Consider the following 22,085-nt stretch of genomic DNA (forward strand, 5'->3'; position numbering starts at 1 on the left):
AAGTTAAATATATTTTAACTTATACTGTTAATTTATTGAATTTCAATAATAAACTTCAACTCTACTTAAAGCTGTAATTATTATCTTTAGGGAGATTAAAAATGCGCACTAATAGGGGGAATCTAACTTGAAATTTTTGAGGACCTGGTATTACTTAAAACATTCAGGTATTAATACTTATTAAAAATTAGGAAAGTTCTACTCTAAAAAATATCACTTTCTCTTTATACCTTTAAGATAGTTGTCAAATTGCCAACAATTAACCAAATATATTGGTTGAGGAGTTAGTCTGTTAAAACAAATATCCTTACTAAAGATACAAAATTTTTAAAGACAATTTTTGATTCAGGAAAATATAAGTAGACGTACTTAGGTAAAAATGCTTTTCTTGAAATTCTGGTACTAACACTCTAAAATAAACTGGTTTTTGGTTCTAAATTTGACATATCAATTCATTATTAATCAAATATTTAGAAATCATGAAAAAATTAATTCCAATGGCTTTATGTCTACTTTTCGCAGGTAGCATTTATGCGCAAACAAGAGATTCTATCAGATCAAACGAAGAGGAAACTGCTATTGCTTATCAAAAACAAGCGCAGTTAGATTTAATTGCAAGCAGATCGGCCACCGTTAAGACTACGGGAGCTAATGCCAGTTATTTAAACAGTACCTATCTGGTAAACAGTCCAACCTATGTAAAAATTCTGCAACAAAAAGCGGCCTTGCTGGATTTGGCTGAACTGGACGATTATGACAGCAGAGACGATTCCGATTACGATGTAGTTTTCGATTCTGACAAAGCAACAATGTCTGTAGCATACGATGATATGGGGACTATTAAATACTCCAGAGAGCAGTTTAAAAACGTTGCCATGCCAACACCTGTTATCGTAAGTGTAATGAAAGCGTATCCTGGATACCGATTCGACGGCAACACCTGTACTATAGAATATGCTCAGGACAAAGGGATTACCAATACTATTTACAAAATAAAAATTTCTAACGAGAACGACAGAAAAACTGTAAAAGTAGATGATGAAGGTAACCTTATTTAAATTGACACTTTAATAATTCTCCTTTTTTATTGTATAGCAATTAGAGTATTAACGTATAACACATCATCAATCATGAAACGTAAAATATTAATAACTGTATTCTTTTCCCTGTTACTCACAGGAGCCTGGGCGCAATGGACGCCCCAGAAGACAGGTATTGACATGACTAATGAAAACTATACAACTAATTCAGGAGGATCATTAAACATTGTCAAAGAAAAGAACAAACCCGAAACACCCAATTTTGTAGTTGTTGAGTCTGATGTTCAGGTTCCCGTATCATACGAGTCTAAATTGTATTCTTCATACAGCAGAAACAGTTTAATTCTGGACGATGACTATATGGATGAAAATTTAATCACTTTCAGTACAGACTTATACAACACCAATTCGGTTGGAGGGAAATCGGAAATCCCGTTACAGAATTTTACAATTTTTACAATTATAAATACTAACGATTTACAGGTCTCCGATATCAATGAAGATAGCGTAAAATTAGGAAAAGGCTCTGAAAAGTTTTTACCAAAAAACTTCGATCCCTACAAGGGCATGTTTTCGGATAAAATTAATGCAGAAACCATGTTAAATCCTATTACCGCATATTAGTAATACTTTGTAAGGGTATTAGTAAAAAGGCTTGCCAATGTTCTATTTGGCAAGCCTTTGTTATTTTAAGAAAAAAGTATCTAAACTATTTAAAAGTTTTAACGACTATATTTACTGCATTAATCGTCTTATCCAGGTCTTCGTAACTTAAGGCATCCGAAATAAACCAGGTTTCGAAAGCACTAGGTGCTATATAAATGCCCTGATCCAGTAAACCGTGAAAGAATTGTTTAAAGAAAGTATTATTTCCTAACGCCGCCGAATCAAAATCGACCACAGGAGCATCAGAAAAATGTACCGAAATCATAGACCCTGTTCGGTTAATGGTATGCACGATTTTATTATCGTTTAACACCTTAGACAGGCCTTTGTGTAAATATGCTGTTTTTTCTTCCAGACGTTTAAAAATCCCGGCATCATCATTTAATTCTGTTAACATAGCCAGACCTGCAGCCATAGCCAAAGGATTTCCACTTAGAGTTCCTGCCTGATATACCGGTCCTAAAGGCGCCAGATAATTCATAATTTCGGCTCGTGCAGCAAAAGCTCCTACCGGAAGTCCACCACCAATAACTTTACCAAAACATACAATATCTGCTTTTACATTAAATAATTCCTGAGCACCACCTTTTGCCAGACGAAATCCTGTCATAACCTCATCAAAAATGAGTAAAATATTATGAGCATCACAAAGTAATCTCAATGCCTCCAGAAAACCTTCTTTTGGAGGAACGCAGCCCATATTTCCGGCAACCGGTTCTAAAATAATACAGGCTATTTCACCTGCATTTGCTTCTACGATATCCTTTACATTGGCAATGTCATTATATTTTGCCAGCAAAGTATCCTTGGCCGTACCCTGTGTTACACCCGGGCTGTTTGGACTACCAAAAGTAACGGCTCCACTACCGGCCTGAATTAAAAAACTATCACTGTGCCCATGGTAACAACCGGCAAACTTAATAATCTTATCTTTTTTTGTATACCCTCTGGCCAGTCGCACTGCACTCATACAGGCTTCAGTTCCCGAATTTACAAATCTGATTTTATCTATGTTTGGCACCATAGACACCGCCAGTCTGGCTATTTCGGTTTCTATAGCTGTAGGTGTACCAAAAGAAGTTCCTAGTTTTGTTTTTTCTATAACGGCATCAACTACCGGTTTATGAGCGTGCCCAAGGATCATAGGTCCCCAGGAATTTATATAATCTATGTAAGAATTTCCATCTTCATCTATTAAATAAGCCCCTTTAGCTTCCTTTACAAAAACAGGAGTTCCTCCTACCGCTTTAAATGCTCTAACCGGAGAATTTACCCCTCCGGGAATTACGTGTTCTGCTTCGGAAAATAATGCACTACTACGCGTATAATTCATATAAATTTAAATTTATAATGGTGTAACATACAACTCCTGTCCTACAGAAATCGTATTATCTGTTAAACCATTAATTTGTTGAAGTTCTTTTACGGAAAGGTTATAACGTCTGGAAATAGAATACAGCGTATCGCCTTTTCTAACAAAGTGAATATCACGATTTTTAGCTACAGTCTGAAAAGACTTCCCTGTAACTTCCGAATCGTATTTATATAACTGATATCGCTCGATTAAAGCAATTAATTTTTCAGGATACTTACGATCTGTGGCATACCCCGCAGCACGTAAACCTTTCGCCCAGCCCTTATAATCGTGTACATCCAGATGAAATAAATTAGCATAACGCGAACGTTCGGTTAAAAATAAAGAATGATCTCTAAACGAATATTTTGCATCTACATACTTTCGAAAACACTCCTGATTTTTATCGTCGTCGTGATAAATTCTGGCTCCGGTCCAGTCATGACATTTAATTCCGAAATGATTATTAGCCTCTACAGCCAGACGCCCGCGTCCGGAACCCGATTCCAGGATACCCTGAGCCAACGTTATACTGGCCGGAATATTATAAAAACGCATTTCTTCAATAGCAATTCCACTATAAACGGCTACATAATCTTCTATGCTATTAATACGTTTTGGCACTACTGTTTCCTGTGTTTCTGCCGGTGTATCTTTATGTTCTACAACAGCTTTAGAAGGCTGATGCTTTCGCTGAACATGTTCTGTTTTTGATTTATGGGTATATCGTTTTGATTTATGCTTGCTGGATCCGCAACTAAACAGGACTCCCGCTAATAAAATTACTACAATAAGGTGTTTCATTCACTTAGTTAATTAATGGCAAATTCTTTTTTTGTAATTGGGCATTCATACCAGCAATACCTTGTAATCCTCCGGTATGAATCATTAATATGTTTGACCCTTCGGGAAAATATCCCGAATGTATTAAATCCATAACGCCAAACATTACCTTTCCCGTATACACAGGATCTAAAGGAATGCCATACTGTGCTTTAAAATGGTTTATAAACTGAATTAAGTCTGTATTAACCTTGGCATAGCCTCCAAAATGGTAATCTGTAATGAGTTCCCAATTTGTTTTGCTGGCAAATTTACTAATATTGTTTTGTAAAAAATCACCTTTTAACGCCGGAAATCCTAAAACGGTCTGATGCTCTGCACTACTATTGATAAGTCCCGAAATAGTTCCTCCGGTTCCCACAGCACAACATATATAGTTAAACGCAGCATCCTGAGGGGTTAAAATATGCTCGCAGCCCATTACTGCAAGACTGTTAGTACCGCCTTCCGGTACTAAATAAAAATCACCAAAAGCATCCTGTAAATCGCATAAAAATTCGTCCGTTTCCTTTAATCGGTAATCCTCTCGGGTAACAAATTTAAACTGCATACCGCAGGAGGCGGCAAATTTAAGCGTGGGATTTAAATTAGTTTCCAAAGCTAGTTCTTCACCCCGGATAATCCCGATGGTCTTTAAACCTGAAGCTTTACCGGCATAAGCCACAGCCGCAATGTGATTAGAAAATGCACCGCCAAAGGTGAGCAACGTACTGTAATTTTTAGTTTTAGCTTTTAGCACATTATAATACAGCTTTCTGTATTTATTCCCGCTAACAAATTCATGCAGTAAATCTTCACGTTTAACCGATAAGCTAATGTTTCGATTGGAATCTAAAACGATAGGTTGATTAACTATTTGTGGATGATCTTCAGAAAATAGCATAAATGCCGGTTAAAATAAACTTGAGATACAAAAGTAACAGAAATAAAAGGAGCTACCACATTTTTTCAGATACAAATCATCTGAAATTTCAGAAGGGATTATAACTTTAAACATACTTTAAAAACGAAAACCGGGATCTTTCTTTAAGATAACTCAATTGATTTTCGCAGGCGTATGCTTCTCGCTCAAACGAAATATTGCGATATGCCAAATCCCAGTTTCTGTACTGTATAAAACGGAAGGCAAACTCAATACCATACCAGATATAAAACAGCACTATAAAAAGTTCTAATTGCTGTTTCAAATGAATACGTTCATGATGAATCAGCACAGCATTCCCACTTAAATCTTTATGTTTTAACACGATAAACGGATACAAAGTAATCCCCTGATAGCCTTTTGGCAACACATATTTCGAAATTAAAATCATATAATATGCTTCTCAAAAATCAATCCAAATTACACTATATTTGCGAAAGATGAAAAAAATTATACCTGTAGAAGAAGGCGATTATTATTTAACGCCGGAAGGGTATCGCTGTTTTACAGCGCAATACCACCTTAAAAGAGGATACTGCTGTAAAAGCGGATGCAGACATTGCCCTTATGGTTACGACAAAAAAACCGATACTTTTAAAAAATAAACGTGGACAATCTTTTAATGACATATCGAATTAAAGTAGCGAATACCCACCACCGCGTGGATATTCGTTATCCGTAGTGCTTTTTAATTTTTATCCAATTAAAACCTGATGGACTCTAAGCCGTCATCATATTAAAAAGCATTTACATTTAATTTAAAAATCATGACATTTAAAGAACAAATTCTGGAAGGTATTCCTAACATTTTACCTCAACCACAAGCCTTCGACACCTCTATAAACCATGCGCCAAAGCGTAAAAACATATTAACCGCCGAAGAAAAGAGACTGGCTTTACGTAATGCCCTTAGGTATTTCGATGCGTCTCAGCACGCAGAACTTATTGAAGAATTTAAAGCAGAATTAGAAACCTACGGCCGTATTTACATGTATCGCCTTAGGCCTGCTTATAAAATGTATGCCCGCCCTTTAGCTGACTATCCTGCCAAAAGCAAACAGGCAGCCGCTATCATGCTCATGATTCAGAATAATCTGGATTACGCTGTAGCTCAGCATCCGCATGAGTTAATAACCTATGGTGGAAACGGCGCTGTTTTTTCTAACTGGGCGCAATACCGCTTAACCATGAAATATCTCGCCGAGATGAACGACGAGCAGACTCTGGTTATGTATTCGGGCCACCCGATGGGATTATTCCCTTCTCATAAAGATGCACCTCGTGTTGTGGTTACCAATGGTATGATGATTCCTAATTATTCCAAACCGGACGACTGGGAGAAATTTAATGCCTTAGGCGTAACGCAATACGGACAAATGACTGCCGGAAGTTATATGTATATCGGTCCGCAGGGTATCGTTCACGGTACAACTATTACGGTATTAAATGGTTTCAGAAAAATTAAAAAATCACCTAAAGGCCATATTTTCGTCACCTCTGGTTTAGGAGGGATGTCTGGCGCACAACCAAAGGCCGGTAATATTTCAGGCTGTATTACGGTTTGTGCCGAAGTAAACGAAAAAGCAGTACACACGCGCCATTCTCAAGGTTGGGTAGACGAAGTAATTTCCGATGTAAACACTTTGGTTACTCGGATAAAAGAAGCACAGGCCAATCAGGAAACGGTTTCAATCGCCTACCATGGGAACGTAGTTGATGTATGGGAAACTTTCGACAAAGAACAAATTCAAATCGATTTGGGAAGCGACCAGACTTCCTTACACAATCCGTGGGCCGGCGGATATTACCCGGTTGGCGTTGGGTTTGATGAAGCCAACACTATGATGGCTGAAAACCCCGAATTATTTAAAGAAAAAGTTCAGGAAACCCTGCGCCGTCATGCAGAAGCCATAAACAAACACACGGCAAAAGGCACATATTTCTTCGATTATGGTAATGCCTTTTTACTGGAAGCTTCGCGTGCAGGAGCCGATATTATGGCAGATAACGGGATTGATTTCAAATACCCGAGTTATGTTCAGGACATTATGGGACCAATGTGTTTTGACTATGGTTTCGGACCATTCCGCTGGGTATGTACTTCGGGAAAACCTGAAGATTTAGCAAAAACCGACGCTATAGCTTGTAAGGTTTTAGAGACAATTAAGACCAATTCTCCAAAAAAAATTCAGCAGCAAATGGCTGATAACATTCAATGGATTAAAGGCGCGCAGGAAAACAAACTGGTTGTCGGATCTCAGGCACGTATTTTATATGCCGATGCTGAAGGACGTATGAAAATTGCAGAAGCCTTTAATGAAGCCATTAAAAACGGAGACATTGGCGAAGTGGTTCTGGGACGTGATCATCACGATGTATCAGGTACCGATTCGCCATACCGGGAAACCTCCAACATCTATGACGGCTCGCGTTTTACGGCCGACATGGCCATACACAATGTAATTGGAGACAGTTTTAGAGGCGCAACCTGGGTGAGTATTCACAACGGTGGCGGCGTTGGCTGGGGCGAAGTTATTAACGGCGGATTTGGTATGGTTCTTGATGGTACTAAAGATGCTTCCAGACGTTTAAAATCTATGCTGTTCTGGGATGTAAACAACGGTATTGCCAGACGCAGCTGGGCCAGAAACGAAGAAGCTGTATTTGCTATTAAACGTGCTATGGAAGCAGAACCAAACCTTAAAGTTACGCTTCCAAACCAGGTTGACGACAACTTAATTAACGCTATTTAGTATATTTATACAAAGAACCACTAAACCTTTTACCTATGAAAAAATCACTTTACATGTTACCTGTTTTACTCCTGCTTTTTGTAGTGAGTTCCTGTAGTTCTGTAAAAGTAGCATCTGACTACGACAAGGAAGCTTCGTTTAACGATTACAAAACCTTTGCCTTTTACAAAACCGGTATCGATAAGGCTGAAATAAGCGATTTAGACAAACGTCGCATTTTAAGAGCCATCGAATCAGAATTAATAGCGAAGGGCATGGTAAAATCGGAGAATCCTGATTTACTAGTCAGTATTTTTACTAAATCCAGAGAACAGATAAATGTTTATAATAACAATTACGGCTGGGGGCCTTATGGTTATGGCTGGGGCTGGAGTCCATGGTACTATGGTAATTACGGCACATCTGTATCGCGTTCTACCGAAGGCACCTTATTTGTAGACCTTATAGACGCTAATAAAAAAGAACTTATCTGGCAGGGTGTTGGTACAGGTTATTTAACACAGGACATGAACAAGAAGGACGAACGTATTTCTGAGTTCGTAAATAAAATTCTGGCTAATTATCCGCCGGAAATGAAATAAAAATTGCTATAAGAAAGAGAAAAGAAAAGGGAGCCCAAATGGGTTCCCTTTTTAATTTACATTTATCTCTAAGGCCTGTTTTTATAGGCTTTCCATTTACAGGGGATTTGTTTTTATCGGGTGCTTATATGTATTTTTGCACTATGAACGAAAATCAATTTCCGGCACATCTTCCTGAAGATGAGCTTCAGGTAAATTTAAGGATATCTATTGAAGCTGTAAAACAGGATATCGATTCCATTTCAAATTCCATTCAGGCTTTCGAGGATGTGTTAAGACAACACCTGTCAGAATATATTATAGAAGCTCAGGAACTCACAGTACTATACAAAGCACAAAAGCGAGCTAAAAAAGACAAGAGATTAGCTCAAAAACGCCGAGGCAAAAATTACAAAGCTCCTACAGGATTACAAACCACTAAAGACGAAACACCCGAAGCAACACCTGAAGACCAGAGTAACATTCAGTTAAAAAAACAGCTGTATCGCGAAGCGATGCTACAGGTGCATCCGGACAAATTTAGTTTATCCCCAAACGAACAGGATTCCGCCACCGAGTTAACCGCACAGCTTATTCACATTTACAAAAACGATACACTGGAGGCTTTAAAAACGTTCCACGCCCAATTATTTTCAGAAACTTTAGGTTTACCACTTGCTGCAACTGAAACTGCTGCTTCATTAAGTAAAACTGAGGCTTTACAACTTACATTACAACAATTACGTAAAGAACTGGAGGCTTTAAAAAAAGCTCAACTGTATCACATCCTGTCAAACTACGAGAACCCACTTCATTTTGCAGATGAACTCATAGTATACTACAAAGACAAAATAGAAAAACTAAAAAAACGTACCAGAACAAAAAACATGAGGTAAAACAGTGCTATACAACATAATAATAGTAAATTAGGTCTTCAAGGCTATAATCAAAACACCGCTATTATTATGAAAAAATTCTACCTTTCTCTAGTTGCACTTCTAGTTTTCACGAGTTTGAGTCAGGCTCAGAATATTCGACTCAACCTTTACGGCGCATATTCATTTGCAGATCGATTTGACTCCTACTACGATTATAACGATTACTACGATGGAAAAATTAAAGACGGATTTCAATGGGGTGCTGGTGTTGAATACATGAGCAGACCTAATACCGGCATCGAATTAATTTACATACGACAAGACACCGATGCACCGACCTATTATTTAGCAGATGGTTATTTTGCTAATGAACGGTTTACCATTTTCGAGTTAGGCATTAATTATATCATGCTGGGCGCAAATCAATATTTTAAAACTTCGGGGGCTCCTATAGAAGGCTTTATTGGTGTAAGTGGAGGAACCATGATAGCCAATATAGACAACCCGGACAACGGAAACAGCGAGGGCACTACAAAATTTGCCTGGGGCGCCAAACTGGGAGGCACCTACTGGTTAAGTCCTAACTTAGGCATAAAAGCTCAGGCACAATTATTGTCTGCTGTACAGGCCATGGGTGGCGGATTTTATTTCAGCGGCTATGGCCCTTCTGCCGGATTAAGCAGCTATTCTACGATTTACCAGTTTAGCTTAGGCGGTGGATTAGTTTTTAAAATATACTAAAAGCATCCCTAAAACATTAAAAATACAGACATTAAAACGCATCCTTAAATCTATATTTGTTTGGTTTTTAATGTCTGTATTTCGATGCTTCACTAATCCGTTATTTTAAATAAAATACTTATAAGTCATTTTTCTTAAATTCAGCATCAGTCAGGGTTTTCATGAAAGCGACTATGCTTTCCTGTTCTTCTTTTGTTAGCTGCAAATGATCAAAAGGTAAGGTTTGATAGTCTTCGACTATACCAATACCCTGGCCTCCACCTCGGTTATAAAAATCGACTACATCTTCCAAAGTTTCATAAACTCCATTATGCATATACGGTGCTGTTTTTTCAATATTTCTTACCGTTGGCGTTTTAAAAAAATACTTCTTTTGATGCGTTTTAAACACATTATACCTCCCCAGATCTTTACTTATTACAGCATGTATCGTATCGTTTTGTTCGGGAACACCCAGTAACTCCATTTCGGTATCGTTATAATTTGGCGGCACTGTACCATTAAATAATGGCGGAAAATGACAGGTGGCACAAACAGCTTTTCCCATAAATAAATTGAACCCTTCTTTTTCCTCCTGAGTTAGAGTATGTTCCAGTCCATTGATATTATTATCGAACTTAGAGTCAAATCCATTTAAGGTGCGAATGTAAGACGCTATAGCATGCCTCACATTATAATCCACTCGTTTATTATGATACAATTCTGCCATTAACAGTTTATATTCCGGATGTTTCAAAACACGACCGGCAATAGAATCCATTGACAAGTTAAACTCGTCGTGATTTTCTGCGACACCAACCACCTGTCCTTCCAGGCTTCCGGATCTGCCATCCATAAAAAACGATTGCTGATAAGATGCATACGTCAGCGTTGGAGAATTTCTGGTCTGCCCAGGAGCGATTTTAACCCCATCTGTAAAGGCCTTCTCTTTTATATGGCAGGTTGCACAGGCCATGGTATTATCTTTAGATAATAATTTATCATTAAATAATAATTTCCCGAATGCAGCCTTCGCTTTAAGATTTAGGGTATCGCTTTTATAATCTGTAAAATAAAAACCATTAATGGTATTAGTGCCAAAAAGCGATGTTGCTACATTAGACACCGCCATTTCGAATGGAAATGCAACGGTCCAGTCCTCCTGAATGTCCAGCAATAATTTTAATTGTTTGTCGGTATGATTCCGGATAAAATTATAACGATCGAAGCTATCAAAATCATGTTGTAATGCGGCTATAGCAGCTTCAAAAGCTGTTTGCAAATTATGAAATACAGCTTCCGAGGAAAAGTTTTCTTTATACAAATCTACCAGATACATTAACGTTTTATAAGCGTACTGACTCTCTGATAAAGATTGCCCAAGTACAGGAGAATCAAATCCGGTAATTCCCGTCGTTGCTATTCTAATAATCTGATTTCTTATTAACCAGATAATATGATAATCTTTAAAATTAATAAGCGTATTCCCTTTTATTAATTTAAGTCGGCTGCTGGTCATTGCCACAGTCTGATCTATAAGACTTGCATCTAGATGATCCTCATGAAGTAATTCTTCTATCGCCTGAAACCCAAAAGGCGACCTGATTTTAATATCGGTAGCATCTTCTTCATCCACCTGAAGAATATTAGGTGCATTAAGCGATTTGTAATTGCTTTGGTCTGCAAAAGCAAGAATAGGCTCCACCGTTTTAAAATGGTAGCGGGCTTTTTTATAGGCTTCTATTTTATCAGAAACACTGTTTAAAGTTGAAATAGAATCGAGAGCGCTAATACTATGCGCTAATTCCGAAGTAAAAAATGCATGGATGTGTTCGTTAGCTGATAAAGTATGATTTACAGTTTCCGGCTGCTCTTTACATCCCATGAGCGTTAAAAGCAAAAGACATATACGTAACGTATATGCCTTAGCTTTCATAAATACTATGTTATTCATGTAATAGGTCTTAATCTTAGCGCTCCAAGCCTGTAATTTTAAATAAAACAGAACCTTCGTTAGTTGCAGTTGAACCTTCTAAAACCGAGTTTGCTTTAGGATCTGTAAAGTAAGTGCCTTCCGGAGCTTCCCAACCGTGGTTTTGAGTCATAACAAGGAACGTATTCTCGCCGTTTTTAACTACATCGGTAACATCGATCATTCCAGTAATTTCCCAGGCAGAAGCAGTTGTACCATATCCTAAAGACTCTGCATTTACCTGATCACACTCTAAAACGGTTTTAAGCTCTCCTGTTGAAAGATTATACTGATACATCTTAGCGAATCCGCTAATTGCAGAATTAAGTGAAGCATATCCGTTTGGATCTTCCTGGATATACGCATAGTTTTCAGTCACTAAAATGTTATCAGGAGAGTGGAATCCATCGGCTTTACCACCAACGATATCTCCATCTAAAACACAGGTGATTTTTGCTGGCCCCGTAGGATCATTTTCGTTTAATTCTACTTTATAAACACGTCCTAAAAGACTTCCTTTTCCAACTAAATCTGATTTATAACGTCCAGTAACACAAAAATAGATTTCTCTCTGGTTAGCAGCAGAACCACGTCTCCAGTCGATATCTTCCAGTCTTGAGAAGCCCATAACACCTTTTGCTTTAGCTTCGGCATCTAATAAATCGATTTGAGTTTCTTCCAACTCCACAAATTCGGCATCGTATGCTGTCCCTTCAACCATCTGAGCTTCAAAATCGATACCGGCACTTGTTACTTTTAAACCGTATAATTTCCCGTCATCGAAGTTACCACGGCTACCTACATACATTCCTAATTGTCCTGAAGGCACTGAATTATCAGAATGGTCATCGCCAATAAACACAACGGTTTTTCCCGGATATGCATCTTTACCAATTGGCACGGCATTTTCTGTAGACCACTGTCCTAATTTTGGTAACATGATAGCAGAATCTGCATTTTCGGCAGACTTATATGGGTTAGTAGCAAATACTCCTTTAGAAGAACCTCCCCACTCACCTCCTGAAAGGTATAACGGACCAAAACCATGCTCCTCCGGAGTAATTAAAGTCCCTGAACACTGTGCTGTAAATGCCGTTGCAAAAGCGTTTACGATATATTCACCATGCATGGGTTGTAAGTCCGAATTCATTTTAATTCGAGCTATAGAATAATCTCCTTCAATATTATTTATTAAAGTAAAACTACCGTCATTTTCGGCTAATAAGCCAGCTCCGTCAGCTAAAGAACCATATACAAAATCCGGGGTGCTTTCCAGTTTATCTTCAGAAGATAAAATTGGTGTTACATCGATAGACGAAAATGCACTCGTGGTTTTTAACAGATTTGGCGTTTTAGAAGCTGTTAACGGAATTAATTCAGCAACGGTAAGATCTTCACCGTCTTCGCCGTCTTCGCCATCGACACCATCTTTTCCGTCAACGCCGTTAATACCGTCTTTTCCATCTTCCACATCGCAACTTACTACTAATGTACTGGATGCTGTAAGGACAAATGATACTAGAAATATTCTAATAATTTTGTTCATGATTTTTAAGTTTTTAATTGATTAATTGTTGTCTGCAAATCTATCATCAAGGCCTTACAAGCCTGTTACCTTAGTAAGGTAGTTTGGTTAATTTATTGCCAAGCTAAGGTTACCTGTATTATCTTAACATTACCCGGCAAAGCGAATTACAGCGACAATGTTAACCCGGAATTAAGGCCAGAGTTTGAGTACTAAAAACTTAAGTATCGGGAAGACTTTTATAGCCGTGCTGAACCATATAAAAAAACCTACGGTGAACGCGATAAAAACATGCGGAGGTTTTACCTAAAACATGCGGTGCATTTTAGTAAAAGATGCGGTCGTTTTTTTTCATGGCTATTTATCAATCTAAACACATAAAAAAATCCCGATGCTCAGGCATCGGGATTTATAGAATATTAAAGCTTTTCCGCTTACATATTTCGTCGGTATTGTCCGCCAACCTCAAACAAAGCTTCAGTTATTTGTCCTAAGGAACACACCTTACAGACTTCCATTAAAATCTCAAAAATGTTGGCATTGTTTATGGCCTGATGTTGTAAATCTTTTAACAGTTGTGTGGTATCATGACCTTTATGAAGATTTTCCAGGGTTTTAATCTGGAATTGTTTTTCGTCCTCGGTAGCGCGAATCACTTCTTTCGGCACTACAGTTGGAGACCCTTTAGAACTTAAAAACGTATTTACTCCTATAATCGGGAAATCACCATTGTGTTTCAGCGTTTCGTAATACAAACTTTCTTCCTGTATTTTACTACGCTGGTACATGGTTTCCATAGCCCCAAGCACACCACCACGTTCTGTTATACGATCGAATTCCATTAATACAGCCTCTTCTACAAGATCTGTTAGTTCTTCAATAATGAATGATCCCTGAATTGGATTTTCATTTTTAGCAAGACCTAACTCCTTATTAATAATAAGCTGAATAGCCATGGCGCGACGCACCGACTCCTCGGTTGGTGTTGTAATCGCTTCGTCGTAGGCGTTAGTATGCAATGAGTTACAGTTATCGTAAATAGCATACAGTGCCTGCAGCGTTGTACGTATATCGTTAAAATCTATTTCCTGGGCATGTAAACTACGCCCGGACGTCTGAATGTGATATTTTAACATCTGCGCTCTGGCATTTGCACCATATTTATGCTTTAAGGCCTTAGCCCAGATTTTACGTGCTACACGGCCGATTACAGCATATTCCGGATCGATACCATTCGAGAAAAAGAAGGATAAGTTAGGTCCGAACTTATTAATATCCATACCGCGACTTAAGTAATACTCTACATACGTAAATCCGTTGGATAAGGTTAAAGCCAATTGCGTAATCGGGTTGGCTCCTGCTTCGGCTATATGGTAACCAGAAATCGAAACCGAATAGAAGTTACGCACATTATTTTCTATAAAATATTCCTGAACATCGCCCATTAAACGCAAAGCAAACTCCGTTGAAAAGATACACGTGTTCTGCGCCTGATCTTCCTTAAGAATATCGGCCTGCACCGTTCCTCTAACCTGTGCTATAGTTTTGGTTTTTATATCCTGATACACCTCTGATGGCAGCACCTGATCTCCTGTTACACCAAGTAGCATTAATCCTAACCCATCATTACCTTCCGGTAAATCACCATTGTATTGAGGACGGTCTACTCCCTTTTCTTTGTAAATAGCCTCTATTTTCGCTTCAACTTCAGCTTCTAATCCGTTAGCTTTAATGTACAACTCACATTGCTGATCGATAGCGGCATTCATAAAAAAGCCAAGTAACATAGGAGCCGGTCCGTTAATTGTCATACTCACCGAAGTCATGACATCAGCCAGATTGAAGCCTGAATACAATTTTTTGGCATCGTCCAGGCAACAGATACTAACACCTGCATTTCCAATTTTTCCGTAAATATCCGGACGAACATCAGGATCATTACCATAAAGAGTTACACTATCAAACGCGGTGGATAAACGTTTAGCCGGTAAGCCCGCACTAACGTAATGGAATCTGCGGTTGGTGCGTTCCGGTCCGCCTTCTCCGGCAAACATTCTGGCAGGATCTTCTCCCGTGCGTTTAAACGGATATAATCCTGAAGTGTACGGAAATTCTCCCGGCACATTTTCCTGTAAACACCAGCGTAAAATATCGCCCCAGGCCTGATATTTAGGTAACGCTACCTTTGGAATCTGCAAATGCGACAGGGACTCGCTATGCGTTGCTATTTTAATTTCTTTATCGCGCACTTTAAAACTATACACCGGATTTTTATAGGTATTTACTTTGTCTTCCCAGCCAATAAGAACTTCCCAGTTATACGGATCTAAATTCAGTTTTACTTTTTCGAACTGAGCCACCAATAGCTTTACAAACGGTACATCCTCTTCCTTAACTTGTTTTACAAGCTCATCCTGATTTAAACCTGTCTTAGAAATTTCAACTTTTGACTCAGTTAACGTTTCTATGGTTTTATAAATACCGTATAGTTTTTGAGCCACAATAACCTGCTCGTCTGCTTTTTTATCGTAAGCTCTGTTATTTTCGGCAATCTCTGACAAGTATCGTGTTCTGGCCGGAGGAATAACAAATACCTTCTCGCTCATCTCTTCGGTAATTTCGAAGGTAGATTCCAGATTCGCTTCTGTTTTCTTAACTAAAGTATCAAGCACCGCCTTATACAAGGTATTCATTCCCGGGTCGTTAAACTGAGAGGCAATAGTACCAAATACCGGCATAGTATCGGGATTCTCATTCCACAGACTATGGTTACGCTGATATTGCTTTTTCACATCGCGTAAGGCATCTAAAGCCCCGCGCTTATCAAATTTATTTATCGCTACCAGATCGGCGAAATCAAGCATATCGATTTTCTCCAGCTGCGTAGCTGCACCAAATTCCGGTGTCATTACATATAACGACACATCGCTGTGTTCTATAATTTCGGTATCGCTTTGCCCGATACCTGAAGTTTCTAATATTATTAAATCGTAGTGAGCCGCTTTTAATACTTCAACCGCTTCGTTAACGTATTTAGATAGCGCAAGATTTGACTGTCGTGTTGCCAGACTACGCATATAAACTCTAGGGTTATTAATGGCATTCATACGAATACGATCGCCTAAAAGCGCCCCTCCGGTTTTACGCTTGGAAGGATCTACAGAGATAATTCCGACTGTTTTATCTGGAAAATCCAACAGAAAACGTCTTACTAATTCATCGACTAAAGATGACTTTCCGGCACCTCCTGTTCCCGTAATCCCCAGTACTGGCGTTTTAGAATCTTCGTTCTTTTTATGCACCAGTGCTAAAGTTTCTTTGGCGACTTCGGGGAAATTCTCGGCCGAAGAAATTAAACGTGCTATATCTTTTGGGTTCTTTTGTTCTAATTGGTCTGCTTTAACACATAAGGTATCACCTATTGCAAAATCGGATTGTTTAACCAAATCGTTAATCATCCCCTGGAGTCCCAATTCTCTACCATCGTCTGGCGAATAGATTCTGGTAATACCATAATCCATAAGTTCTTTAATTTCAGAAGGCAGAATAACACCGCCACCGCCACCAAAAATCTTGATGTGTCCGGCACCTTTTTCGTTCAACAAGTCGTACATATATTTAAAATACTCATTGTGTCCGCCTTGATATGAAGTTAAACAAATGGCATTGGCATCTTCCTGAATAGCTGTATTCACAACTTCTTCCACACTTCGGTCATGACCTAAGTGAATTACTTCCACCCCGGTGGACTGAATAATTCGACGCATGATATTGATTGACGCATCGTGACCATCAAAAAGAGAAGCTGCAGTTACTATTCGTACCTTATAAGTAGGTTTATAGGGAGTTATTTGTTCCATTATTAAAAAAAATCAATTTTAAAGCGCTGCAATTTACGGATAATTCAAAAAAATCCACTATCTAACTTAATTTATCTAAAAGACAACTGATTAGCAGTCACGTCCGATTTTCTGTTTATTTTTAATCGCTTTATGAAATAACTGATTATGAACAAAATCACACTTATGATGCACTGCAAAGACCAGCCAGGAATTATTGCAGCCGTATCTAATTTTATTGCAGATAACCAGGGTAATATTGTTTACATAGATCAGCATGTGGATCGGGAACAAAACATTTTCTTCATGCGACTGGAAAGCGAATTTGAAAACGCCGATTTTAATCTGGAGCAATTAAAGACCGCTTTTAAAACAACACTTGTACAGGAATTTAAGATGAAATGGCGTATTTATACCGCTGAAGTAAAACCGCGAATGGCCATTTTTGTTTCTAAATACGACCATTGCCTTTACGACATTTTAGGCCGTTATAATGCCGGCGAACTACATACTGAAATCCCGTTTATTTTAAGTAATCATCTGGACTTAAAACCTATAGCAGACAGTTACAATATTCCGTTTTATCATGTTCCTGTAACCAAAGACACGAAAGCTGAAGCCGAAGCCAGACAACTGGAATTACTAAAAGAACACCAGATTGATTTTATAGTGCTGGCACGCTATATGCAGATTATATCCAGCAAATTAATTGAAGAATATCCTAATAAAATTATTAACATCCACCATTCGTTTTTACCAGCATTTGTGGGCGCCAAACCATACCATTCAGCCTACAAACGCGGCGTTAAAATTATAGGAGCTACCAGCCATTACGTCACTGAGGATCTTGATGCCGGCCCGATTATAGAACAGGATGTCGCTCGTGTTTCACACACCCATGCCATTACCGATTTAATCGCTAAAGGCCGAGATCTGGAGAAAATCGTTTTGGCTACAGCCATTAAACTACACATTAACAGAAAAGTTATGGTGTATAACAATAAGACTTTAATTTTCTATTGATTAATTATGGTGTTCAGCACTTAATGCTTTAAGAATAAAGTTTTTCTCTAAAGGATTATAATTATGATCTAAATATAAATCGCGCAGCGTCTGTATAAGTAATTCGCCTTTCTGGTTTACCAAACCTCGTTTTTGCAGACGCACTTGCTGCAGATTTTTATACCATACAGAAAACAGTAACGCATTTATTTTTATGTTATTCATATAATCCCGCGTAAGCTGAATCACGAAACTTTTAATATAACTGGTTAGCAACAGCGGCATTTTAACCCAGTGCAAATAAGCATGATATAGATACTGCTTAATCTCCAGCGAAGATTCTAAAGAAATAATTTTAAAATTATGCTCAGAACTGCCATGAATGGCATGAAACAAACCAAAGGCCTTACAAATAAAATCACGCATATCTACACTCGACAGATAATAGATATCCAGCCCCATATTTGTGTTTATAATAGTGACCTCCTGTTTTATCGTATTTCTTATAAAAGTCGTTAAGTTTTCTATCTCTTTATAAGACAAAAGCAATTGCCTTTTACTCCCTTTGGAATAAATAAAAACCGCCCTGAATTTCACTTGATCTGAGTCCAAAATCCTACATTTAAAATTACACTTGCTCCTACAGGTTTTTCATTATGTCTTTATATTTAACATTAAAACACTGACAATTAATCAATTTAAAGCTAATATTATAAAAAACCATTAAAAATATAGATTAAATTTTATCAATTTAAAAATTTTTAACAATTAAGCACTTCATTATAAATTAATTGAACATTAAAGTTTAGGTAACACAAAAACCACTATTCCTACGGATATTTGTACCGTAAATGATGAGTCATTCTCATAAACATTCTATTTGAAGTAATTAGTTAGTTAGGAATTAGTGAAGACAGTCTAGTGGTTTGGACTGTCTTTTTTTATTTATTCCTTGAAACCTCAAAATAAAAAGCCATCAGTTTACGATTTTCTTTGTAAGATATTACACTACTTTTGCCGAAAAAGTAACAATGAAAAAAACGATTATTTCCCTTTCTCTTTTAATAAGCCTTAGCAGTTGTGCAGATTTACAACACGTGGTTAACCAGATCCCAACAAACACTACAAATGGTATTTCCCTGACCAATGCAGATATTGCTGCCGGTTTGCGTGAAGCTTTAAATCTGGGCATAGAAAAACAAGTTTCTAATCTGACACAAACGGATGGCTTTTACAAGAACGAGTTGGTTAAAATTGTATTACCGGAAGAATTGCAGCAAGTAGACAAGGCACTGCGAAAAATAGGATTGGGTAATTTAGCTGATGAAGGCATTAAAGCCCTAAACAGAGCTGCCGAAGATGCCGTTAAGGAAGCAACTCCCATTTTTGTAGACGCCGTAAAAGGTATTACGTTTAATGATGCCAAAGCTATACTTTTAGGAAACAACACTGCAGCCACCGACTATTTAACAGCTAAAACAGAAACACAATTATACACAAAATTCAACCCCGTAATACAGCAGTCGTTTAGTAAAGTTGGAGCAGACAAAATCTGGAATACCTTAATTACTAAATACAATAATATCCCGTTTACTACTAAGGTAAACCCGGATCTTACAGATTATGTAACCGATGAGGCTCTTGAAGGCGTTTATACTATGATTGCCGTTGAAGAACAAACCATCCGTGAATCGGTATCCGAACGCTCTACCGAACTTTTGAAACGCGTATTTGCTTTACAGGATTAGTGTAAGTAAATAAATACATACTAAACAAAAAAGCGATTCGACATTCCGAATCGCTTTTTTTTTGAAAAATTTATGAATTTAGGCTTTTAAGTTTCATTTTTTTTAGTGTATATTTAAAACACTAAGTTTCAATAAGATGGACCGAGAAAACAGAATAAAAAGAAATCAGCAAAGACTCAATAAACGCTACAAGCAGCTTATTGAACAAGCTTACAATTTCCGGCAAACGGATTCTGCCATGAGCGATATTTCAGAATATCAAGCGATAAAATTACTCAACAAAATTAACCGCTTAAAATATTTAAACAGGAACGAAGTCAACCTTCCTATAACATAAATATTATCATTTTTTTAACTATTCCCACTCTCTTTTTGGCACGATTATTACATATATCTTGTTATAACTATAAAATACAAGAATATGAATTCCCAATTTGACAATAAAAGAAGAGTAAATAAATTTTTAAGACTAGAAGAATTACAACGTTTATACAGAAGCTTTATAGAAGAAGCATACAATATCATGCACACAGACTGCAGCGATAGTGATTATTTATATTTTGAAGCGTATAAATTAAAAAGACAAATGGTGCCTGTAAAGGCTAATAATGAAACTGATTTTCACGCAAACTTTTAAAATAGGCGAACGCTTTTAACAGACGCGAGCCATACCAGGAAAACATTTCGCCATCTACCAAAATAATTTTTGAGGCGGGGCAATGTAATTCCATTTCAGTTTTATGAACAGTTTTAAAAGGAAAAGGCTCACTCGATAATAATATATAATCGGGTGATACTTTATTTACAGACGCCAGATCTACTTCGGGATATCGTTCCAGATTCCCGTATACATTTTCCAGTTTATTAAGCTGTAACACATAATTAATAAACGTCTGGTTTGCTGCGACCATCCAGGGCGACTTCCAGATAAAATACGCTACCCGTTTTACAGGCTTATCGCAAATAAAACGTTCAAAGTCCTGTTTTTGATAAACCAAATCGTCAATAATTTGTTTAGCCCGCTCCAAAACACTGAAAAGGGCTCCATACATTGTTATAAGCTCAAGACTATCTTCGAAAGTATAAACATCAGAGATATGAATTGGAGCAATCCCATCTAACTCCTCTATACCAGCTTTAGAATTTTCCTCTTTATTACATAGTATAATATCAGGCTTTAATGCCAGAACAGCCTCTACATTCACTTGCTTTGTACCACCAACTACTTTAGCTGAAGTTCGGATACCTTCGGGATGAATACAAAACTTAGTAACACCTACAAGTTTATCCTCCAGTCCCAGATCACATAGCAATTCCGTCTGGCTCGGTACCAAAGACACAATACGCTCAGGAACTCTATTTAATAGAATACTGCGTTTTAACTGATCTGTAAAGCTCTGCACAACTTTTAGTTATTGCGCATCCAATATAGCTTCCATCTCCTGTTGTAACACTTTAGCATTCTTTGCTGCAGCTTCTGCAAAATCCTGTCCGTTAGACGCATAAATAATACCTCGTGACGAATTGATTAAAAGGCCTACATTAGCTGTCATTCCGTATTTACAGACGTCCTGTAAACTTCCACCTTGCGCTCCTACCCCCGGAACCAGCAAAAAGCTTTCTGGAATAATCTGTCTGATTTCGGACAAATATTCTGCCTTTGTTGCTCCAACCACATACATCAGATTTTCGGCATTGTTCCAGTGTTTTGAAGTTTCCAGAACATGTTTATAAACTTCCTTACCGTCAATTAATTTGGTCTGAAAATCGAAAGCCCCCTGGTTCGATGTTAAAGCCAGGATAATGGTGTGCTTATCTTTAAAGGCTAAAAATGGTTCTACCGAATCTTTACCCATATATGGTGCTACCGTAACACTGTCAAAAGCCAGATCTTCAAAAAATGCTTTTGCATACATGCTACTGGTATTACCAATATCACCACGTTTGGCATCTGCAATAGTAAAAATCTCCGGATGGTTTTCGTTTAAATAGTTTATTGTTTTCTCTAAAGCTTTCCAACCTTTCAATCCGTAGGCTTCAAAAAAAGCAATATTCGGTTTATAGGCCACACATAAATGGTGTGTTGCATCTATAATTGCTTTGTTAAATTCGAATATAGGGTCTTCGGTTTCTAATAAATGCTTCGGAATTTTATTTAAATCGACATCCAAACCAATGGCTAAAAAGGATTTCTTTAATCGGATTTGTTCTATAAGTTGGGCAGTAGTCACTGTATTCTTAAATTTAATTTATATGAAAATAT

21 protein-coding genes are annotated in these 22,085 nt (G+C 37.7%); 11 read left to right on the forward strand and 10 right to left on the reverse strand.

Annotated elements, in window-relative coordinates; translation table 11 throughout:
* Positions 1 to 479: 479 nt before the first annotated feature.
* Together I3217_RS07610 and I3217_RS07615 are read left to right on the forward strand one after the other, a co-directional pair.
* On the forward strand, positions 480 to 1,058 hold the full coding sequence (locus I3217_RS07610; RefSeq protein WP_435049161.1) for a hypothetical protein: 579 nt from the start codon (positions 480 to 482) through the stop codon (positions 1,056 to 1,058).
* Between the two features lie 72 nt (positions 1,059 to 1,130).
* On the forward strand, positions 1,131 to 1,664 hold the full coding sequence (locus tag I3217_RS07615) for a hypothetical protein (protein WP_435049162.1): 534 nt from the start codon (positions 1,131 to 1,133) through the stop codon (positions 1,662 to 1,664).
* A gap of 85 nt (positions 1,665 to 1,749) precedes the next feature.
* Here the strand turns inward: I3217_RS07615 and hemL are convergent, their stop codons facing one another.
* The 4 genes from hemL to I3217_RS07635 all read right to left on the reverse strand — a co-directional run bounded on the left by hemL (position 1,750) and on the right by I3217_RS07635 (position 5,216).
* Entirely contained in the window at positions 1,750 to 3,039 is a 1,290-nt protein-coding gene (gene hemL, locus I3217_RS07620; RefSeq protein ID WP_435049163.1) for a glutamate-1-semialdehyde 2,1-aminomutase, read from the reverse strand.
* Positions 3,040 to 3,051: 12 nt separating this feature from the next.
* Complete coding sequence (locus I3217_RS07625) at positions 3,052 to 3,864, reverse strand: glucosaminidase domain-containing protein (RefSeq protein WP_435049164.1); 813 nt, start codon at positions 3,862 to 3,864, stop codon at positions 3,052 to 3,054.
* Positions 3,865 to 3,868: 4 nt separating this feature from the next.
* On the reverse strand, positions 3,869 to 4,786 hold the full coding sequence (locus I3217_RS07630) for a 1-aminocyclopropane-1-carboxylate deaminase/D-cysteine desulfhydrase (RefSeq protein WP_435049165.1): 918 nt from the start codon (positions 4,784 to 4,786) through the stop codon (positions 3,869 to 3,871).
* A 106-nt stretch (positions 4,787 to 4,892) separates the two neighbouring features.
* Positions 4,893 to 5,216: a hypothetical protein gene (locus I3217_RS07635; protein WP_435049166.1), complete on the reverse strand. Its 324-nt coding sequence runs from the start codon at positions 5,214 to 5,216 to the stop codon at positions 4,893 to 4,895.
* A gap of 49 nt (positions 5,217 to 5,265) precedes the next feature.
* On the opposite strand from I3217_RS07635, the gene I3217_RS07640 reads away from it, so the two are divergent.
* The 5 genes from I3217_RS07640 to I3217_RS07660 all read left to right on the forward strand — a co-directional run bounded on the left by I3217_RS07640 (position 5,266) and on the right by I3217_RS07660 (position 9,757).
* On the forward strand, positions 5,266 to 5,430 hold the full coding sequence (locus I3217_RS07640) for a DUF5522 domain-containing protein (protein WP_435049167.1): 165 nt from the start codon (positions 5,266 to 5,268) through the stop codon (positions 5,428 to 5,430).
* Positions 5,431 to 5,592: 162 nt separating this feature from the next.
* Positions 5,593 to 7,578 (forward strand): urocanate hydratase, encoded by a 1,986-nt coding sequence (locus I3217_RS07645; RefSeq protein WP_435049168.1) that lies wholly within the window; start codon positions 5,593 to 5,595, stop codon positions 7,576 to 7,578.
* A 35-nt stretch (positions 7,579 to 7,613) separates the two neighbouring features.
* The gene (locus I3217_RS07650) at positions 7,614 to 8,159 is read left to right on the forward strand and encodes a DUF4136 domain-containing protein (RefSeq protein ID WP_435049169.1); all 546 of its coding nucleotides are present in this window, start codon (positions 7,614 to 7,616) and stop codon (positions 8,157 to 8,159) included.
* Positions 8,160 to 8,197: 38 nt separating this feature from the next.
* Positions 8,198 to 9,034: a J domain-containing protein gene (locus I3217_RS07655; RefSeq protein WP_435049170.1), complete on the forward strand. Its 837-nt coding sequence runs from the start codon at positions 8,198 to 8,200 to the stop codon at positions 9,032 to 9,034.
* Positions 9,035 to 9,103: 69 nt separating this feature from the next.
* Positions 9,104 to 9,757 carry a hypothetical protein gene (locus tag I3217_RS07660; protein WP_435049171.1) on the forward strand — a complete coding sequence of 218 codons (654 nt, stop codon included), beginning with the start codon at positions 9,104 to 9,106 and terminating at the stop codon, positions 9,755 to 9,757.
* 118 nt (positions 9,758 to 9,875) lie between these two features.
* On the opposite strand, the gene I3217_RS07665 is transcribed toward I3217_RS07660, so the two are convergent.
* The 3 genes from I3217_RS07665 to I3217_RS07675 all read right to left on the reverse strand — a co-directional run bounded on the left by I3217_RS07665 (position 9,876) and on the right by I3217_RS07675 (position 17,093).
* A complete protein-coding gene (locus I3217_RS07665) occupies positions 9,876 to 11,690 on the reverse strand; it encodes a cytochrome-c peroxidase (protein WP_435049172.1) in 1,815 nt (604 codons plus the stop codon).
* Positions 11,691 to 11,706: 16 nt separating this feature from the next.
* Positions 11,707 to 13,254, reverse strand: coding sequence for a phosphatase (locus I3217_RS07670; RefSeq protein ID WP_435049173.1), 1,548 nt, complete (start codon positions 13,252 to 13,254; stop codon positions 11,707 to 11,709).
* 413 nt (positions 13,255 to 13,667) lie between these two features.
* Complete coding sequence (locus tag I3217_RS07675; RefSeq protein ID WP_435049174.1) at positions 13,668 to 17,093, reverse strand: methylmalonyl-CoA mutase family protein; 3,426 nt, start codon at positions 17,091 to 17,093, stop codon at positions 13,668 to 13,670.
* Positions 17,094 to 17,240: 147 nt separating this feature from the next.
* On the opposite strand from I3217_RS07675, the gene purU reads away from it, so the two are divergent.
* Positions 17,241 to 18,095 carry a formyltetrahydrofolate deformylase gene (gene purU, locus I3217_RS07680; protein ID WP_435049175.1) on the forward strand — a complete coding sequence of 285 codons (855 nt, stop codon included), beginning with the start codon at positions 17,241 to 17,243 and terminating at the stop codon, positions 18,093 to 18,095.
* Here purU and I3217_RS07685 read toward each other — a convergent pair whose 3' ends face one another.
* Positions 18,096 to 18,686, reverse strand: a complete 591-nt coding sequence (locus I3217_RS07685) for a hypothetical protein (RefSeq protein ID WP_435049176.1) — start codon at positions 18,684 to 18,686, stop codon at positions 18,096 to 18,098. It abuts the gene before it with no gap.
* A 419-nt stretch (positions 18,687 to 19,105) separates the two neighbouring features.
* Between I3217_RS07685 and I3217_RS07690 the strand changes: the two genes are divergently transcribed.
* The 3 genes from I3217_RS07690 (at position 19,106) to I3217_RS07700 (ending at position 20,459) form a co-directional block, all read left to right on the forward strand.
* A complete protein-coding gene (locus tag I3217_RS07690; protein ID WP_435049177.1) occupies positions 19,106 to 19,822 on the forward strand; it encodes a DUF4197 domain-containing protein in 717 nt (238 codons plus the stop codon).
* Positions 19,823 to 19,958: 136 nt separating this feature from the next.
* Positions 19,959 to 20,159 (forward strand): Lacal_2735 family protein, encoded by a 201-nt coding sequence (locus I3217_RS07695; protein ID WP_435049178.1) that lies wholly within the window; start codon positions 19,959 to 19,961, stop codon positions 20,157 to 20,159.
* A gap of 84 nt (positions 20,160 to 20,243) precedes the next feature.
* Positions 20,244 to 20,459 (forward strand): Lacal_2735 family protein, encoded by a 216-nt coding sequence (locus tag I3217_RS07700; RefSeq protein WP_435049179.1) that lies wholly within the window; start codon positions 20,244 to 20,246, stop codon positions 20,457 to 20,459.
* Here the strand turns inward: I3217_RS07700 and I3217_RS07705 are convergent.
* Entirely contained in the window at positions 20,425 to 21,225 is an 801-nt protein-coding gene (locus I3217_RS07705) for an ABC transporter substrate-binding protein (protein WP_435049180.1), read from the reverse strand. The genes I3217_RS07700 and I3217_RS07705 overlap by 35 nt on opposite strands.
* A 9-nt stretch (positions 21,226 to 21,234) precedes the next feature.
* Positions 21,235 to 22,053 carry an orotidine-5'-phosphate decarboxylase gene (pyrF, locus tag I3217_RS07710; RefSeq protein WP_435049181.1) on the reverse strand — a complete coding sequence of 273 codons (819 nt, stop codon included), beginning with the start codon at positions 22,051 to 22,053 and terminating at the stop codon, positions 21,235 to 21,237.
* Positions 22,054 to 22,085 lie beyond the last annotated feature (32 nt).

The sequence above is a fragment of the Formosa sp. S-31 genome (assembly GCF_051172795.1).
Classification (GTDB): Bacteria; Bacteroidota; Bacteroidia; order Flavobacteriales; family Flavobacteriaceae; genus Formosa.

Excerpts from the sequence above, each read along its gene's own strand:
- I3217_RS07610 (WP_435049161.1), top strand. The coding sequence starts at position 480 with ATGAAAAAATTAATTCCAATGGCTTTATGTCTACTTTTCGCAGGTAGC.
- I3217_RS07615 (WP_435049162.1), top strand. The coding sequence starts at position 1,131 with ATGAAACGTAAAATATTAATAACTGTATTCTTTTCCCTGTTACTCACA.
- hemL (WP_435049163.1), bottom strand. The coding sequence starts at position 3,039 with ATGAATTATACGCGTAGTAGTGCATTATTTTCCGAAGCAGAACACGTA.
- I3217_RS07625 (WP_435049164.1), bottom strand. The coding sequence starts at position 3,864 with ATGAAACACCTTATTGTAGTAATTTTATTAGCGGGAGTCCTGTTTAGT.
- I3217_RS07630 (WP_435049165.1), bottom strand. The coding sequence starts at position 4,786 with ATGCTATTTTCTGAAGATCATCCACAAATAGTTAATCAACCTATCGTT.
- I3217_RS07635 (WP_435049166.1), bottom strand. The coding sequence starts at position 5,216 with ATGATTTTAATTTCGAAATATGTGTTGCCAAAAGGCTATCAGGGGATT.
- I3217_RS07640 (WP_435049167.1), top strand. The coding sequence starts at position 5,266 with ATGAAAAAAATTATACCTGTAGAAGAAGGCGATTATTATTTAACGCCG.
- I3217_RS07645 (WP_435049168.1), top strand. The coding sequence starts at position 5,593 with ATGACATTTAAAGAACAAATTCTGGAAGGTATTCCTAACATTTTACCT.
- I3217_RS07650 (WP_435049169.1), top strand. The coding sequence starts at position 7,614 with ATGAAAAAATCACTTTACATGTTACCTGTTTTACTCCTGCTTTTTGTA.
- I3217_RS07655 (WP_435049170.1), top strand. The coding sequence starts at position 8,198 with ATGGGTTCCCTTTTTAATTTACATTTATCTCTAAGGCCTGTTTTTATA.
- I3217_RS07660 (WP_435049171.1), top strand. The coding sequence starts at position 9,104 with ATGAAAAAATTCTACCTTTCTCTAGTTGCACTTCTAGTTTTCACGAGT.
- I3217_RS07665 (WP_435049172.1), bottom strand. The coding sequence starts at position 11,690 with ATGAATAACATAGTATTTATGAAAGCTAAGGCATATACGTTACGTATA.
- I3217_RS07670 (WP_435049173.1), bottom strand. The coding sequence starts at position 13,254 with ATGAACAAAATTATTAGAATATTTCTAGTATCATTTGTCCTTACAGCA.
- I3217_RS07675 (WP_435049174.1), bottom strand. The coding sequence starts at position 17,093 with ATGGAACAAATAACTCCCTATAAACCTACTTATAAGGTACGAATAGTA.
- purU (WP_435049175.1), top strand. The coding sequence starts at position 17,241 with ATGAACAAAATCACACTTATGATGCACTGCAAAGACCAGCCAGGAATT.
- I3217_RS07690 (WP_435049177.1), top strand. The coding sequence starts at position 19,106 with ATGAAAAAAACGATTATTTCCCTTTCTCTTTTAATAAGCCTTAGCAGT.
- I3217_RS07695 (WP_435049178.1), top strand. The coding sequence starts at position 19,959 with ATGGACCGAGAAAACAGAATAAAAAGAAATCAGCAAAGACTCAATAAA.
- I3217_RS07700 (WP_435049179.1), top strand. The coding sequence starts at position 20,244 with ATGAATTCCCAATTTGACAATAAAAGAAGAGTAAATAAATTTTTAAGA.